The organism is Streptomyces lasiicapitis (genome assembly GCF_014646335.1).
GTDB lineage: Bacteria > Actinomycetota > Actinomycetes > Streptomycetales > Streptomycetaceae > Streptomyces > Streptomyces lasiicapitis.
Window position 1 is genome coordinate 261,421 of the sequence record NZ_BMNG01000007.1, and the last position, 15,503, is coordinate 276,923.

At 72.2% G+C, this 15,503-nt stretch carries 14 protein-coding genes and 2 pseudogenes; 10 read left to right on the forward strand and 6 right to left on the reverse strand.

Features of this window, described 5'->3' with window-relative positions:
* Positions 1-69 precede the first annotated feature (69 nt).
* Positions 70-936: a LysR family transcriptional regulator gene (locus IEY91_RS17440; RefSeq protein WP_189174676.1), complete on the reverse strand. Its 867-nt coding sequence runs from the start codon at positions 934-936 to the stop codon at positions 70-72.
* Positions 937-1,016: 80 nt separating this feature from the next.
* Between IEY91_RS17440 and IEY91_RS17445 the strand changes: the two genes are divergently transcribed.
* Complete coding sequence (locus tag IEY91_RS17445; protein WP_189174677.1) at positions 1,017-1,985, forward strand: EamA family transporter; 969 nt, start codon at positions 1,017-1,019, stop codon at positions 1,983-1,985.
* Positions 1,986-1,993: 8 nt separating this feature from the next.
* Positions 1,994-2,632 (forward strand): NAD(P)-dependent oxidoreductase, encoded by a 639-nt coding sequence (locus tag IEY91_RS17450; protein WP_189174678.1) that lies wholly within the window; start codon positions 1,994-1,996, stop codon positions 2,630-2,632.
* On the opposite strand, the gene IEY91_RS17455 is transcribed toward IEY91_RS17450, so the two are convergent.
* On the reverse strand, positions 2,600-3,124 hold the full coding sequence (locus IEY91_RS17455; protein WP_189174679.1) for a hypothetical protein: 525 nt from the start codon (positions 3,122-3,124) through the stop codon (positions 2,600-2,602). The two genes, IEY91_RS17450 and IEY91_RS17455, sit on opposite strands and share 33 nt — an antisense overlap.
* 91 nt (positions 3,125-3,215) lie before the next feature.
* Here IEY91_RS17455 and IEY91_RS17460 point away from each other — a divergent pair, with 91 nt between their 5' ends.
* From IEY91_RS17460 to IEY91_RS41850, 3 genes are all read left to right on the forward strand, one after another.
* On the forward strand, positions 3,216-3,902 hold the full coding sequence (locus IEY91_RS17460) for a hypothetical protein (protein WP_164327697.1): 687 nt from the start codon (positions 3,216-3,218) through the stop codon (positions 3,900-3,902).
* 37 nt (positions 3,903-3,939) lie between these two features.
* Positions 3,940-5,106, forward strand: coding sequence for an alpha-hydroxy-acid oxidizing protein (locus IEY91_RS17465; protein ID WP_164327696.1), 1,167 nt, complete (start codon positions 3,940-3,942; stop codon positions 5,104-5,106).
* A 691-nt stretch (positions 5,107-5,797) separates the two neighbouring features.
* Entirely contained in the window at positions 5,798-6,259 is a 462-nt protein-coding gene (locus tag IEY91_RS41850) for an ArsR/SmtB family transcription factor (RefSeq protein ID WP_229697060.1), read from the forward strand.
* A gap of 17 nt (positions 6,260-6,276) precedes the next feature.
* Here IEY91_RS41850 and IEY91_RS17475 read toward each other — a convergent pair.
* A pseudogene (locus IEY91_RS17475) lies at positions 6,277-7,492 on the reverse strand (ABC transporter permease).
* Positions 7,489-7,920, reverse strand: a pseudogene (locus IEY91_RS17480) (ABC transporter ATP-binding protein); the annotation flags it as partial. The pseudogenes IEY91_RS17480 and IEY91_RS17475, both read right to left, overlap by 4 nt.
* 98 nt (positions 7,921-8,018) lie before the next feature.
* Between IEY91_RS17480 and IEY91_RS17485 the strand changes: the two are divergent.
* Entirely contained in the window at positions 8,019-9,053 is a 1,035-nt protein-coding gene (locus IEY91_RS17485) for a sensor histidine kinase (RefSeq protein WP_229697038.1), read from the forward strand.
* A 12-nt stretch (positions 9,054-9,065) separates the two neighbouring features.
* On the opposite strand, the gene IEY91_RS17490 is transcribed toward IEY91_RS17485, so the two are convergent.
* Complete coding sequence (locus tag IEY91_RS17490; RefSeq protein WP_189174681.1) at positions 9,066-9,998, reverse strand: SDR family NAD(P)-dependent oxidoreductase; 933 nt, start codon at positions 9,996-9,998, stop codon at positions 9,066-9,068.
* A 130-nt stretch (positions 9,999-10,128) separates the two neighbouring features.
* On the opposite strand from IEY91_RS17490, the gene IEY91_RS17495 reads away from it, so the two are divergent.
* The 4 genes from IEY91_RS17495 (at position 10,129) to IEY91_RS17510 (ending at position 13,889) form a co-directional block, all read left to right on the forward strand.
* Positions 10,129-11,430, forward strand: a complete 1,302-nt coding sequence (locus IEY91_RS17495) for a sensor histidine kinase (protein ID WP_229697039.1) — start codon at positions 10,129-10,131, stop codon at positions 11,428-11,430.
* Positions 11,427-12,086: a response regulator gene (locus tag IEY91_RS17500; RefSeq protein WP_189174682.1), complete on the forward strand. Its 660-nt coding sequence runs from the start codon at positions 11,427-11,429 to the stop codon at positions 12,084-12,086. The genes IEY91_RS17495 and IEY91_RS17500 overlap by 4 nt, the downstream gene beginning before the upstream one ends.
* 148 nt (positions 12,087-12,234) lie before the next feature.
* Complete coding sequence (locus tag IEY91_RS17505; protein WP_189174683.1) at positions 12,235-13,167, forward strand: GNAT family N-acetyltransferase; 933 nt, start codon at positions 12,235-12,237, stop codon at positions 13,165-13,167.
* 101 nt (positions 13,168-13,268) lie between these two features.
* Complete coding sequence (locus IEY91_RS17510; protein ID WP_164327687.1) at positions 13,269-13,889, forward strand: L-threonylcarbamoyladenylate synthase; 621 nt, start codon at positions 13,269-13,271, stop codon at positions 13,887-13,889.
* A 57-nt stretch (positions 13,890-13,946) separates the two neighbouring features.
* Here the strand turns inward: IEY91_RS17510 and IEY91_RS17515 are convergent, their stop codons facing one another.
* Complete coding sequence (locus tag IEY91_RS17515; protein ID WP_229697040.1) at positions 13,947-15,395, reverse strand: glycerophosphodiester phosphodiesterase family protein; 1,449 nt, start codon at positions 15,393-15,395, stop codon at positions 13,947-13,949.
* Positions 15,396-15,503: the final 108 nt, after the last annotated feature.

Genomic DNA, 15,503 nt, shown 5'->3' on the forward strand with positions numbered 1-15,503 from the left:
CAAAGATGGATTCTCGGCCCAGTCGAGCGCCGCTCGGGCAGGGAACGCGGCTCGCGCAGAGAACACCGCTCAGGCAGGGAACGCGGACAGGAACGCCCGGGTCGCGGGCGTGGGGTTGAATTTGCTCCAGGCGAGATATTCGACCCGGCTCGGACCGTCGGCGAGCGTGAGCACGCGGACGTCCGGGTTGGCACGGGCGATGGCGGCGGGCAGCAGGGCGACGGCGAGCCCTCGGCCGACGAACCGCATCATCAGCTCCGCGGACATCATTTCGTAGGCGACGTCCCGCTCAAGGCCCGCCGCTTCGAAGGCCTGATCACTCTGCACGCGCCCGCCGGATCCGACGGGAAAGTCGGCGAAAGGCGAGTCCGCGAGCTGGCGGAGGGCGACCTCTCCGCGGTCCGCGAGCGCGTGCGTGGGCGACACGACGGCGACGAGCTGCCCCCGGCCGAGCTCCCGTGCCTCCACTCCCTGGGGCGGGTTCCCGGCCGCCAGGCCGAGGAACGCAACATCCAGGTCGCCCGCGGCGACCTCGGCCGTCATCACGCCGCTGGCGCCGACGTGCAGGCTCACCCGCACCTGGGGGTGCTGCTCACGGAAGCGCTGGAGGATCGCGGCGATGTCGACCGCGGTCACGGTCGGGATGATCCCGATCGCCAGCTCACCGCGCACCTCGCCCACGGCCGCGGCCGCGTCGCTCACGGCCCGCTCGGCGGCCTCCAGGCACTGCCGCGCGCCGACGAGGAACGCCTCGCCGGCCGGTGTCAGCTCCACCCGCCGGCTGGTCCTGGCGAACAGCTTCACCCCCAACTCCCGCTCAAGGCTCCCGATTTGATGACTCAAGGCCGATTGGGCGACGAAGCACTGCCGGGCGGCCCGGGTGAAGTTCCTGGTCTCCGCGACGGCGACGACGTACCGAAGTTGTCGAAGTTCCACGCGATCAATCTTCCAACGCGATCAGTCCGATGACAACCATATGTTGGACGGATTGATGGCGCCGGACCGAGACTTCCCGCATGACCACTTCACCGCCCCGCCGGCAGGAACGGGACGCCCGCTCCACGGCTGTACGCAGCCGGAGAGCAGCCCTGGCCGGCGGCACCGTCGCGCTGATCGCCGCCACGGCCCTCGCGCCCGCCTCGTGGGGCACCACGTACGCGGTGACGACGGAGCTGCTGCCGCCCGATCACCCGTTGTTCGCCGCCCTGTTGCGGTCGCTGCCGGGCGGTCTGCTCCTCCTCCTTGTCACCCGCACGCTGCCCCGCGGCGACTGGTGGTGGAAGGCGGCCGTGCTCGGCGCCCTCAACATCGGCGCCTTCTTCCCGCTCCTCTTCCTGACCGCGGAGCTGCTTCCCGGCGGGGTCGCGGCGACGCTCGGTGCCGTACAGCCGCTCATCGTCGCGGGACTCGCCGTGGTCGTGCTGCGGGAGCGGCCCTCGGGCTGGCGCATCGGATGGGGCGTCGCCGGGGCCGTCGGGGTCGGGCTCGTCGTCCTCGGACCGGCCGCGCGGCTCGACGGGCTCGGCATCGTCGCGGGGCTCGCGGGAGCGGGCTCGATGGCCCTGGGCGTGATCCTCACCAAGCACTGGAGCCGCCCCGGCGAAGTGGGGCCCGTGACGCTCGCCGGCTGGCAACTGACCGCGGGCGGCCTGGTCCTGCTCCCGCTCACCCTCCTCGTCGAAGGCGCTCCCCCGCACCTCGACGGGTCCGCGGTGACCGGCTACCTCTGGCTCGGCACCATCGGCGGCTTCGTCGCCCACGCCCTGTGGTTCCGCGGCATCGGGCGCCTCCCGGTCACCGCGACCGCCATGCTCGTCCTGCTCTCGCCCCTGGTCGCCGCGCTCATCGGCGCCTTCGTCCTCGGCGAGGACTTCACCCACGGCCAACTCGCCGGATTCGCCCTCGCCCTGACGGCGCTCGTCGCCGGGCAGCTCAACCCCGGCCGCCTCACCCGAACCCGCCTCACCCGAACCCACAAGGAGTGACGATTCACATGAAGATCGCCGTCATCGGAGCCACCGGCATGGTCGGCAGCCGCGTCACCGACGAGGCCGTACGCCGCGGCCACACCGTCACCGCCGTCTCCCGCCGCCTTCCCGCCTCTGACTCCCTGCCCGAGGGGGTCGACCCGGTGGCCGCGGACGTCACCGACCTCGACGCCCTGCGCCCGGTCCTCGCCGCCGCCGACGTCGCCGTCCTGACCATCCGTCCCGCTCCCGGCTCCGAGGCCACCCTTGCCCCGGCGACCACCGGCGTCCTCGACGTCGCCGCCGCCACCGGCACGCCTCTGCTCATCGTGGGCGGCGCGGGCCCGCTGCGCAGCCCGGACGAGCCCGACCTGCTGATCGTCGACAATCCCGCGTACATACCCGCCGAATGGCGCGACATCGCGGTCGCCAGCACCGAACAGTTCCGAGCCGCCGAGAGGCACTCCGGCGCCAAGTGGACCTACCTCAGCCCGCCCGCGATCCTCGAGCCGGGCGAGCGCACGGGGGCCTACCGCAAGGGCACCGACACGCTCCTGGTCGACGCCGACGGCCTCTCCCGCATCAGCGCGGAGGACCTCGCGGTCGGCGTGGTGGACGAGCTCGAGGCTCCGTCAGGGCTGAGCCGGCTGACCTTCGCCCACTGAGCCGTCGGATCCGTCGCTGCGGGACGGGTGGTCGATTCGGTCGGGGAGCGGGTCTCCGGCGGCCGAATCGACCGGGAAGGGCGGGGTCGACCCGACGATGCTGAGATACCCGTTCATGCTCTGTGTGACGCCGAGTCCGTACCCACCGGGGATCTTCGCACCGCCCGAACGCGGGCGCGAAGTCCCTGTGGTTCCCGTGAGCCAGCCGCGATCACTCCAGACGCCCAGCACCAGGTCGAAGTACCGTTCGCAGGATTCGGGGGTGGTTCCGAGCAGCCAGTACCCGATGCTGAACTTCTCCCAGAGCCAGTCGTAGTCGTGGATGGGGTCGTAGTCGTGGGGCGCGGTGTAGCCGTGGAACACGGCCTTGGGAAGGTCTGGATGGCTCCGCACCAGGGCCAGTTCGGCCGGCAGGGCCGCGAGGGTCTCGGTGTAGTGCCGGAGCAACTGTGCACGGACTGCGGCCTGTGTTGCTTCCGGTTCCTGTGACATACCGTCCGTCCTCGTTTCGTGCTGAGATTCGTACCGAGTTTCGTACGGAGAGAAGCCTCACGCCAACGCCGAACAAACCAGAGGGGGCGCGATGGGCGCCATACCGGGTGCGCACGACGAACTGAAGCGGCTGGCGCGGGCGTTGCGCGAGCAGATGGTCGAGCTGATCACCGACCTGACCCCCGGCAGCGACCTTCGCCTGCTCTTTCTCGACGACCCGAGCATCGTCGACTGGCACGAACCGCTCTGGTACCAGTACTCGTCCGGGTTCGACGGGAAGCGTCCCGCGGGTGTCGGCGCCGCCGACGTCGCGTCACGCGCGGCCGCTCTGCTCCGCTCCGCGGGCTGGGAGGTCGCGACATCGCAGGAGACCGCGGGCGGGAACCCCCGCTTCGTGGTCAGCGGCCGTCGGGAAGGCAACGAGATCGACGTCCGTGCGGGCGACCACTTGGCCATCGTCTGGTTCAGCGCGCGGACGCCGAAGATGGCGCTGTACGAGCCGCAGGAGTTCGAATGGCCCCAGCCGGTGTGCACGCCCGAGACCGTCGCGGCAGGATCGGTGCTGTGCTACGAGTGCGACGGCCTGGGCTGGTGCCCCTGCTGCGGCGGCCGCTCCTGGGTGTCCAGCGAGGCCCACGGACGGAAGAACTGCCCCTTGTGCTACCGGGAGCGCGTCTGCCCGATCTGCCGGGGCCGGGGCGGGCTGTACATCAGCGAACTCAGCCCTTATCAACGGGGCTTCTACGCGGAGCAGTTGAGCGAGGTTCGGGACACCTGACCTGACGCGCGCCACCCTCTCACGATGGGACACACCCGTGACACACCCGCCGTTCGGCAACTACCAGAACGAGATCTACCTCAACGGTCTGGGCGGTGTCCTGCCCACCCTGCCGATGACGTTCGCCGAGCTCGAAGAGCGTGCCGGGCAGGCGCTGCCCCCGTCGGTGTGGTCGTACGTCGCGGGCGGCGCGGGCGACGAGAACACCCAGCGGGCCAACGTCGAGGCGTTCCACCGGTGGGGGCTGATGCCACGGATGCTCGTCGGGGCCACCGAACGGGACCTGTCGGTCGAGCTGTGGGGCACGCGTTGGGCGGCGCCGGTCTTCATGGCGCCGATCGGCGTCGTCGGGCTGTGCGCCCAGGACGGCCACGGTGACCTGGCGACCGCGCGCGCCGCGGCACGGACCGGGGTACCGATGTGTGCCTCGACGCTGGGCGTGGATCCCCTGGAGGATGTCGCGGCCGAGTTCGGCGGCACGCCCGGCCTCTTCCAGCTCTACACGCCCACCGACCGCGATCTCGCCGAGAGCCTGGTGCGCCGGGCCGAAGCGGCCGGGTTCGCCGGGATCGTCGTCACGCTCGACACCTGGGTCACCGGCTGGCGGCCCCGTGACCTCGCCACGTCCAACTTTCCGCAGCTGCGCGGCCAGTGCCTCGCCAACTACACCAGCGACCCCCACTTCCGCTCCAAGGTCGACGCCGACCTCGACGCCGATCCCCGCGCCGGGGTCCTGCACTGGGCGGGCGTCTTCGGCAAGTCGCTGACCTGGGACGACCTGGCCTGGCTGCGTTCCCTGACCACCCTGCCGCTGATCCTGAAGGGCATCTGCCACCCCGAGGACGCGCGCCGCGCCCGGGACCACGGCGTCGACGGGATCTACTGCTCCAACCACGGCGGCCGACAGGCCAACGGCGGCCTGCCCGCGATCGACTGCCTGCCCGGCGTCGTGGAGGCCGCCGGTGACCTGCCGGTGCTCTTCGACTCCGGCGTACGCACCGGCACGGACGTGGTGAAGGCCCTGGCCCTCGGCGCGAGCGCCGTCGGCATCGGCCGCCCCTACGCCTACGGCCTCGCCCTGGGCGGCGTCGACGGCATCGTGCACGTACTGCGCTCGATCCTCGCCGAGGCGGACCTCACGATGGCCGTGGACGGCTACGCCGATGTGGCCGCCCTCGCCGACGACGCGATCCGGCGGTGCTGACACCCCCATCAGGGGCCGGGCGTTCACGCCGTCGGTGGCACCACTCGACGTGATTCGGCCTGTACCGGACAACGGCGTTCCCGGAGGATCGTCTCGAACTCTCTCGTACGGGGGTCGGGAAGTCGTGGTCTACCGCATACATTTCACGGTCGACGATCTGGCGCGGACACGGGTGTCGCCCCTGTCCCTCCCGCTGATGGAACTGAGCGCGGCCGTACGCACCCTTCAGCAGCGCGGCCACGCGGCGCGCTTCGGGGCCTGGAGACGCCGCGCGCTGGCCGAACTGCGCCCCGAGGCCAGGATGGTTCTCGATCTGATCCGGACCCGCCGCTGGGCGCCCGACTTCCTCACCCGTGCCGAGTCGGGCTCCCCGGACGAAGTCCTCGAACGGGTGCGCGCCACGCCGCGCTCACAGGTCCGCAGCGACCTGGCGGACGTGGCGGCCGAGGGGCCCCTCCCGTCCTGGGCCCATCACCTCGCCGACGACCGCGATCTGTTCCGGCGGCTGTGCGACAGCCTGGACCACATGTACAGCGTGCTCCTGTCTCCCCACTGGCAGCAGATCACCAGCAATGCCACGGCCGAGGGAGGAATGAGGACGCGCCAGGCGCTGGCCGGGGGCATGGAGCACCTGCTCGCCTCCGCGAACCCCCGCCGCGTCCGCTGGAACGCCCCCGTCCTTGAAGTCACGATGGCCTCCGGCCTCGACGGCGACCTCCTCCTGGAGGGCCGCGGACTGCTGCTCGTCCCGTCCTACTTCGGACCGCAGTGGTCCGCCGTCTGCACCGCCGCCCAGCCACAGCCCGTCCTCACCTATCCCGCGCACAGCCCTTGGGACACGCGCTCGATCATCGCCCCGTCCCCGAAGCCGGCACAGCACGGAACACCGCCGTCGGCACTGGCCGCGCTGCTCGGTCCCACCCGCGCCGCCGTGCTCACCTCCATCGCGGCACACCCGGGCTGTTCCACCAAGGAGCTCGCCCTCCTCGCCGGCGTCGCGCCTCCCAACGCGAGCCGGCACGCCACCACCCTGCGCCGGGCCGGCCTTGTGCACACCGACCGGTACCGCAACACGGCTCTGCACACGCTCACCGCCCTCGGCACCACCCTCGTCGACTGCCCGCACGGGCCCTCGGACTCCCCTCACGGCTGACCCGCGAGGGCCACCCCTCAAGCCGCCGCCAACGCCTCCGTGGGCGGAAGCCGCGCCGCCCGCACCGCCGGATAGAAGCCCGCCAGGCCCCCGATCACCAGCGTGGCGCCCACGCCCGCCACCCGCCATCGCCCACAGCGGGACGACCGTCGGCCAGCCCTGGTATCCGGCGTAGCCCGCCGTCACCGTGATGCCGAGTACGACGCCGCCCAGGCCGCCGAGGGCCGACAACAGCAGGGATTCACAGAGGAATTGGGTACGGATCTGGCCTCTGGTCGCGCCGAGGGAACGGCGCAGACCGATTTCCGCTCGCCGCTCCAGGACGGAGATGACCATCGTGTTGGCCACGCCGACGCCGCCCACCAGGAGCGCCACCGCGCCCAGGCCGAGGAGCAGGCCGGACAGCGTGTCGTCCGTGGCCTGCTTGGCCGCGAGCGCGTCGGAGGGGCGGGAGACGTTCACCTCGTTGGGGTTCTCCGGGTTCGCGGTCGCGCCCAGGACCTCCTGTACGTCGTGCACCGACGGCTCGTCCGCCCTCGCGTACACCGTCGTCGCGTATCCGTCGAAGTCCAGTTCCTTCTCGGCGGCGGGCCAGCCGACGAGCGCGGCCGAGTCGAGTTCGGGGGCGAGTTCGTTCGCGGCGAGGACGCCCACGACCGTGAACCACCGTTCGCCGAGCCACACTTGGGCCTCCGGGTCCGCCTCGTGGACGCCGAGCTGTTCGGCGGCCCTCGCCCCGAGGACCACCGCCGGGAAGCGGGAGGTGGCCGCGTTCAGCCAACGGCCGTCGACCACGTCCAAGCCCACCGTTCGCGGCAGGTCGGTGCGTGCCGCGAACACGCCGATGCCGCCGGTCACCTCCTTGGGCACGTGGTCGTTGCGGTACACCTTCGCGTCCGTCTTGCCGATCGCCGAGACGGACTCCACGCCCTCGATGGCGGCAGCCATCTCGACGGCCTCGTCGGGCAGATGGGCCGCGCCGCCGCTGAAGGACTGGCCGGGCGCCGCCGTCAGCAAGTTGGTGCCCAGCGCGGCCATTTTGCGGTCCAGTTCCTCCTGGCTTGAGGTGGAGATGCCTACGACGCCGATCATTGCCGCGATACCGATGGCGATGCCGAGAGCGGAGAGGAACACGCGCATGGGGCGCGAGCGCAGGCCCGAGCCACCGGTCCGCACCATGTCCGCCGGGCTCAGGCGGGCCGGTTTCGGCCGGGGTCGTGTCGCGGTGCTCATGAACTCACCCGTTCCACGACGTGGGAGTTGTGACCGTCGACGGCAGAGTCGTGCTCGATCCGCCCGTCCTTGATACGCACCTCGCGCGGCAGCGACGCCGCGATGTCCCGGTCATGGGTGATGACCACGACCGTCGTGCCCGCCCGGTGCAGTTCGCGCAGGAGGTCCATGACCACCTCCCCCGAGCGCGAGTCGAGCGCGCCCGTCGGTTCGTCCGCGAGGAGCAGCGCCGGGTCGCCGAGGACGGCCCGCGCGATCGCCACGCGCTGCTTCTCCCCGCCGGAGAGCTGATGCGGCTCGTTGTACAGGCGTTCACCGAGGCCCACCCGGCGCAGGGCGTCCTCCGCGAGCCGGCGTCGCTCGCCACGCGGCAGGCCGCTGTAGAGCAGGCCGTCCGCGACCGCGTCGAGAGCCGGTACGCCCGCCGCGCCGCTTCCGCTGGACCGTACGGCTGCGTCTGACGCTGCTCTACGGCGCGCTGTTCCTGGCGTCGGGCGCGGCGCTGCTCATCGTCACGTACGTACTCGTGGCCACCCGCAAACCGCAGATCATCCGGAAGACGACCTCACCTGGCTCAACCCCCTGGCTGCCCGACGACTTCGGCCCGCTCCCCGATCCGGGCGCGCAGCGGGAGGCGATGCTGGAGCAGTTGCTCACGCAGTCCGGGATCGCGCTCGCTCTGATGTCGGCGGTGTCCGTGGCGCTGGGGTGGCTGATGGCGGGCCGGGCGCTGCGTCCGGTCCGCACGATGGCCGACAAGGCGCGCCGCATCTCCGAGCGCAACCTCCACGAACGCCTGGCGGTCGGCGGCCCGGACGACGAGCTCAAGGACCTCGGCGACACCATCGACGGCCTGCTCGCACGCCTCGACACCGCCTTCACCACGCAGAAGCGCTTCGTCGCCAACGCGTCGCACGAACTTCGCACCCCGCTCACCCTCCAACGCGCCATGATCGAGGTCGCGCTCGCCAACCCGGCGGCGAACGCGGGGTCCTTGCGCGCCGTGTGCGAACGCCTCCTGGCCACGGGCGAGCGCCAGGAACACCTCATCGAGGCACTCCTCACCCTCGCCCGCGGCCAGCGCGGTCTCCAGCGCCGCGAGCCCGTCGACCTGGCGGCACTCGTGGTGGCCGTCCTGCATGAGCAGGCGCCCGACGATCCGCGCGTCGAGCGGTCGTTGGGCCCGGCGCGCACGGCCGGTGACCCTCGCCTGCTGGAGAGCCTGGTGACGAACCTCGTCAGCAACGCGGTACGCCACAACGTGCCCGGCGGCTGGATCCGGGTCCACACGGGGGTGAGCGACGGGCGGCCCGTGCTGCGGATGACGAACAGCGGACCCGAGATCCCGCACGAGCGCGTCGAAGCACTCTTCCAGCCCTTCCAGCGCTTCGAGACCCGCACGGGAACCCCGGACGGCCACGGCCTCGGCATGTCGATCGTCGCCGCGGTCGCCGACGCCCACGGCGCACCCGTGACCGCTCACCCCGGCCCGGAGGGCGGCCTCGACATCACGGTCACGTTCGGCCCCGCGGACACGGTGATCGCGCGGGAGCCCGACTGACGTCCCCGGTCGTCACGCCCCGCCGGGCCGGATCATCTTCCGGCCCGCCGTGCTTCCGCCGTCCACGGCGACCGAGGCGCCGGTCATGTAGGGGAAGTCGTCGGAGGCCAGGGCGAGTACGGCGCGGGCGATCTCGTCGGGTTCGGCCATGCGCTCCAGGCCGTCGATGTTCAGCGGGCCGAAGGCCTTCTTGTACTGGGCCCAGTCCGCGTCGGGGATGCCCGGAGGCCGGACGAAGGCGGTGTCGGTGGTGCCGGGCAGGACGGCGTTGACGCGGATGCCCTTGGGTCCGTACGCGAGGGCGGCGGACTTCACGATGCCCTGCACGGCACGTTTGCTCGCCGTGTACGCGCCGCCGTTCGGCCGTGCCTGCTCGGCGGCCGACGACGAGGTGCAGATGACGATGCCGCGGCCCGCCTTGAGCATGTGCGGGATCTCGTACTTGAGGGCGAGGAACACCCCGCGGGCGTTGGTGGCCTGCACGTCGTCCCACTCCTCGACGGTCATCTCGTGGGGCAGCTTGGCGCTGCCGACGCCGGCGTTGTTGAAGGCCACGTCGATGCCGCCGTAGCGCTGGGCGATCCGGTCCACGAAGGTGCGGACCTGCTCGGCCTCGCGCACATCGGCCTGTACGTACGTGGCCTCGCCTCCGGCGGCGCGGATCTCACGCTCGACCTTGCGCCCCAACTCCGCGCGCCGACCGCAGAATCCGACGTGCGCGCCCGCGGCGGCGAAGGCGCGCGCGGTCGCCTCGCCGATGCCGGAGGTGGCGCCCGTGATGAGGACCGAGGTACCCGCGAAGCGGCCGCGGGCGCGGCGGCGGGAGGCGGACTCCGTGGCGTGCGCGGTGCCGTCGAGGGTCAGGGAGGCGAGGCCGAGGGCGGCGGCGCCGCCGAGGAGGGAGCGCCGGGTGGTGTCGTGTGCGTTCGTGCCGGATGCGTTCATGCCGGCCACGCTGTCAGCGCGTCCGGGCGGGCCGCTTCCGTCTCCGGGCCGGTGAAGCGGCTGGTGGGAGGAGGCGGCCTCCTCCCACGGCAGGAGCCGGGTGCGCGGTAGCGCCGCATATCGTGAGGTCGTGAAACGATCGTGGGTGGAGCCGGTTTTCGACGAGAAGTACGCCGCTGTACGGGTGTGGGTGATCGCGGGCGCGCTCCTCGGCGATCTGCTCCTGGTCCAACGGCCGTCCGGAGCGGCGGACTGGGGGTTCGCCGCGGCCGGACTCGTGCTGTGCGCGGCGGGGACCAGATGGCTGTTCGGGGCGGCGCTCGCCCTGCCGGTCCTGGTGGTGGCCGCGCACGCCTCGGGCGCCGACCCGGTGGCGGCCCTGAAGGTGCTTGCCGCGCTCACCCTCTTCGAACTGTCGGTACGGACACCGGGGCGGCGGCCCGTCGTGGCGGCCGGCGCCCTGGCGTGCGCCGTGCTCGCGAACCGCATCACCGACCTGCCCGCGGAACTGCCGTCCGTGCTCTACAAGATGGGCGTCGTGGCGGGCGTGCCCTTGCTGTTCGGCGCGTACGTACGGGGCGTACGGGAAGCCGCGCGGCGCGCCCATGAGCGCGTCACGCTGGAGGAGGCGCGCGCCGAGCAGCGGCTCCTGGCCGCTCGGGCCGCCGAACGGGCCGCTGTAGCACGGGAGTTGCACGACCTGGTGGCCCATCATGTGTCGTCGATGGTGTTGCGGGTGGGCGTCGCGCGCCATGTCCTTCCAGGAGCGGGAACAGGTGCGGGTGCGGACGCAGGCACGGGCACGGACGGCGCGGCCGACCCGCGTATGACGGCCGTACTCGACGATCTGCACGCCAGCGGCAGCGCCGCCCTGGCCGACCTGCGGCGCCTCGTGGCGGTCCTGCGCGACCCCGACAGCGTCGACCCCGACGCCTCGCCGCTGCTGTCCCCCGGGGCGCTGGCCACGGCACTGGCGTCGGTCGTCGAGCAGAGCGCCCGCTCGGGCCTGACGGTCGGCGCCGAGGTGGACGAGCGGGAGCTGGAGCGGATCGACACCGCCCGTGGGCTCGCCGTGCTGCGTCTGGTGCAGGAGGGCCTCGCCAACGCGGCCCGGCACGCCGGTGCGGGCGCGCACGCGGAGCTGTCCGTCCGCGTGGCCGGTGACGGCGCGGTGCGGGTCACGGTCGACGACGACGGCGCGGGCCGTCCGCCCCGGGACCCGGTACCGGGTCCCTCCGGTCACGGTCTGATCGGCATGCGCGAACGCGTGCAGCTCCTCGGCGGCCGCTTGGAGGCGGGGCCTGCCGGGCGCGGATGGCACCTGAGCGCGGAACTGCCCGCCGCGCCGGGCATGGCATCGGACGTACCGTCACACTCCGCGCCGGGTATGGCGTCACCCGCGTCCGCCGACATGCGAGAGGCCCTCCTGTGATCCGCCTCCTCGTCGTAGACGACCAACACCTCGTACGCATGGGCCTGCGCATGCTCTTCGAGCAGCCCGCGGACATCGACCTCGTGGGCGAGGCCGCTGACGGCGCGGAGGCGGTGCGTCTGGCCGAACGCCTCACCCCCGACGTGGTCCTGATGGACCTGCGCATGCCGGGCGTCGACGGCATCACCGCCACCCGCCGGATCACGGCGGCCCGTCCCGCCGTCCGCGTCGTGGCGCTGACGACGTTCGACGACGACGATCACCTGTACCCGGCGCTCGCCGCCGGGGCCTGCGGGTTCCTGGTGAAGGACACTCCCCCGGCGCAACTCCTGGACGGCGTACGCCGTGCCGCACAGGGCGAGGCTCCCTTCAGCAGGGCCGCCCTCGACCGCCTGGTCACACGGGCGCTGCGCGCGGACGGCCCGCCGGCGGCTCCGGGTTCCACGCCCCTTCCCGCGAGCCTGACGCCGCGCGAGCGCGACGTACTCGGTCTGCTGGGCGAGGGCCTTTCGAACAAGGAGATCGGCGATCGGCTCCACCTCGGGGTGACCACCGTCAAGACGCACGTGGCGAATCTCATGACCAAGACCCGGTGCGACAACCGCATCCGTCTCGCGCTCCTCGCCGTCCAGTCGGGCGTCACCGCCGGGCCGTAAATCACTCGTCCCGCCGCGGGCCGGAAGCTAGGTTCACAGGGCGTATGCGCACCATCCCCACCTCATGAATCCCCGCCCCCTGCATCCCCACCCCGTGAATCCCCGCCCACGTGCATCATCTCCGCCCTCTTCCGCGAAGGCTTCGCTTGTGACGTCTATCCGTGCCGCCCGCCCCCACGAACTTCCCGCCCTGCTCGAACATCCCGAGGACACCGAGCGCAACGCGGCGACCCGCGCGTACCTCGGCAAGCTGCTCGACACGAAGTGCACCCGGCCCGAGTGGTGCCTGGTGGCCGAGGACGGCGACGGGCGGCCGGTGGGCAGCGTGGTGCTGTGGACCCTGCCGGGCGAGGAGACTCCGTACGCCTTCGTCCTGTTCGAGGCTCCGGCAGGCCGGGACGACACCGGGGCCGCGCTGCTCGACGCCGCGGCCGCCAAGGCGCGGGAGCTCGGCGCGGACGAGCTGGACCACGTCGTCGACTCGCCCGCGCAGGCCCCGCAGTTCCAGCTGGACCCGGAGCGCCGGAGCGCACTGCTGCGGAACTCCGGCTTCCGGGTGCTCCGCGACGGGCGGAGGTTCAGGCTGCGGGTGCCTGCTGAACTGCCGTCCGACGACCCCCGGCTGACGTTCCGCTCCCTGGCCGATCTCGGCCCCGGTCCGTTCATCGACGTACTGGAGGAGCTGCTGGCCGATACGGCGGATGCCCGGCTGACCGCCGATGTCGAGCAGTACGGGGCACGGCGGGCGGCCGAGAAGATCTTCGAGCAGACGGCCTCGCTGCGCCACGAACCGGAATGGTGGGAGCTCGGCCACGACGCGGACGGCACGCCCGCCGTGATCAGTCTGCCCGCGGAGAATCCCAGTGTGCCCGTGATCGGCTTCATCGGTGTCGCACCCGCCCACCGCGGCAAGGGGTACGCGGGATCGGCCGTGGTCCGCGGCACCCGGATCCTCGCCGCCAACGGCGCGCAGGAGATCCTCGGGGACTGCGACGCGGCGAACACGGCGATGGCGAAGGCGTTCACCAGGTCCGGCTACGAGAACTTCGCCAACAGGCTGGAGTTCAACCGCTCCCTGTGACCCGACCTCTGTGACCCGCACCCTGCGACCGGCCGACCCGCGACACCGACTCGGCCCCGTCCACCTCATCAGCCACGCCGGACCACGCCTACACTCACCGGATGGCGAAGTACTTCGACGTGCACCCCGAGAACCCCCAGCGGCGCACCATCAGCAGCGTGGCGGACAGCATCCGGTCCGGCGCGCTCATCGCGTATCCGACGGACTCCTGTTACGCCCTGGGATGCCAGTTGGGCGACCGTGACGGGATCGCCCGGATCCGGAGCATCCGGAACCTGGACGACCGTCACCACTTCACCCTGGTGTGCGAGAACTTCGCGCAGTTGGGGCAGTTCGTGCACATCGACAATGACGTGTTCCGCGCGATCAAGGCGGCGACGCCCGGCAGCTACACCTTCATCCTGCCCGCGACGAAGGAGGTCCCGCGCCAACTCCTTCACCCCAAGAAGAAGACGGTCGGCGTCCGGATTCCCGACCACGCCGTCACCCAGGCCCTCCTCGCGGAACTCGGCGAGCCGCTGCTCTCCAGCACGCTCCTCCTGCCCGACGAGGACACGCCGATGACGCAGGGCTGGGAGATCAAGGAGCGCCTCGACCACCTGGTGGACGCCGTGCTCGACTCCGGCGACTGCGGCACGGAGCCCACCACGGTCATCGACTTCTCCGGCGGCGAGACCGAGATCGTACGTCGCGGGGCGGGCGACGCCACGCGCTTCGAGTAGCACCGCGTGCGGGTGGGTGGGCGCCGCCGCGGCCGGACGGCGACCACCCGGACACCGTCATTCACCAGGGGCGGTAACAGGCTCTAGCTGGAGATAGTCCAGGTTCCAGTTCTGAAAGGCGTCCGCGTCGAGGGACAGCCGCAGGGTGTGCCGGCCGCGCTCCAGCGTCCGTGTCACTCCGCCGGCCTGGAGCGCGAAGGCATGGTGCCCCGTCGTGTTGGCGACACGCACGGCCGCGCCGGGCGCGCCGCCGTCGAAGGCGAGCCGGTAGGTCCCGGCGGGCGAGTACGGCGACGACACCCGGGCCTTCAGGGCGTAGCTCCCGGACCGCGGCACGTCCACCGCGTACGTCAGCCATTCCGAGCCGCGCATCCAGCACACCGCGACCGCGCCGTCGTGGTCGCACACGTCGACGTCCTCGCCGGACCGCCCGGGCCCGTCCCCGCGGTTCCCGGCGTCGATGTCGTGGTACGCCACTCCCTCGCCGCCCAGGACGTGCTCCTCCCCCTGGATGCGTACCGCGCCGGTCGGAACCGCGCCCGCCGCCCCGGTGGCGAGGTACGTCTCCAGCGCCTCGACGTTGTCGGTCTGAATGATCGACGCCCCGTAGCCGCCGATGAGCGTGGCCCAGCCGCGGGCCGGGGCGATGAGCGAGGCCTCGTCCGTGTACCGGGCGGCCAGGCCGTCCCGCATGCCGTTGATCCACACGCGGCTCGTCGCCCGCAGCCCTCGAAGGAACGCGGCGCCGGCCACGGTGTCGCCGACCTCGTCGAAGACGACCTCGAAGGCGGGCGGCCGGTCGTTCCCGAACTCCGCCACGGAGGTGGCGTTGGCGTCGTCGACGAGGTGCATGTAGAGCGCGCCGGGGTGACGCGTACGGAACGCCTTCACCTCGGTCACCGGCGCCCGGGACTTGAACAGGCCGTTGCGCACGGTCCCGGTCGCCTCCAGGACCCGCCAGACGGCCTCGCGGTGCTGCCAGACCTGGTCGAGGTTGACGAGCCCGTGGGTCCGGGCGGCCGTCATCGCCTCGGCGAGCGTGGGGACGCGGTCGGCGGTGAGTGCCGTCTGACGTCCGCCGAGGCCCTCGCGCAGGCGCAGGGCGCGGAGTTGAGCGTACGTGAGGTCGCCGACGCGACCGGTGCCGTCGGTGGTGCGGTCGACGGTCTCGTCGTGCATCAGGACGGGGACGCCGTCCTTGGTCAGCCTGATGTCGACCTCGACGATCTCGGCGCCGTCCGCGAAGGCTTCCCGGATCGCGGGGATGCTGTTCTCGGGCGCCTCGCGCCACTGTCCCCGGTGAGCGGCGGTCATGACGCCGATGCCGGGTCCGTGATCGAGGAAGTCCCGGTGGGCGCGGTCGGCGGCGGTGTCCGCGGGCGCGCCGCTCTCCACGGCGAGGGCGCCAGGTGCGGCTCCTCCCAGCGCCATCGCCCACGCGGCGGCGGTGGCCGTGACGGTGAGGCGGACGGCGGGAAGGCGGCGCGGGATCTTGTACGAGGGCATGGGCGAGAGCATCGGTCAGCGGACGGCGCCCGTCCACGACCCGCGCCCGGCCTGTCGCGCATTCGCCTGACGCGACGTCATCAACCGGCGACCGCGGGCTACTCATAC

What these genes read in the sequence shown, in the direction of transcription:
- IEY91_RS17445 (WP_189174677.1), top strand. Translation starts at nt 1,017, where the DNA reads ATGACCACTTCACCGCCCCGCCGGCAGGAACGGGACGCCCGCTCCACG.
- IEY91_RS17450 (WP_189174678.1), top strand. Translation starts at nt 1,994, where the DNA reads ATGAAGATCGCCGTCATCGGAGCCACCGGCATGGTCGGCAGCCGCGTC.
- IEY91_RS17455 (WP_189174679.1), bottom strand. Translation starts at nt 3,124, where the DNA reads ATGTCACAGGAACCGGAAGCAACACAGGCCGCAGTCCGTGCACAGTTG.
- IEY91_RS17460 (WP_164327697.1), top strand. Translation starts at nt 3,216, where the DNA reads ATGGGCGCCATACCGGGTGCGCACGACGAACTGAAGCGGCTGGCGCGG.
- IEY91_RS41850 (WP_229697060.1), top strand. Translation starts at nt 5,798, where the DNA reads ATGGCCTCCGGCCTCGACGGCGACCTCCTCCTGGAGGGCCGCGGACTG.
- IEY91_RS17490 (WP_189174681.1), bottom strand. Translation starts at nt 9,998, where the DNA reads ATGAACGCATCCGGCACGAACGCACACGACACCACCCGGCGCTCCCTC.
- IEY91_RS17510 (WP_164327687.1), top strand. Translation starts at nt 13,269, where the DNA reads ATGGCGAAGTACTTCGACGTGCACCCCGAGAACCCCCAGCGGCGCACC.
- IEY91_RS17515 (WP_229697040.1), bottom strand. Translation starts at nt 15,395, where the DNA reads ATGCCCTCGTACAAGATCCCGCGCCGCCTTCCCGCCGTCCGCCTCACC.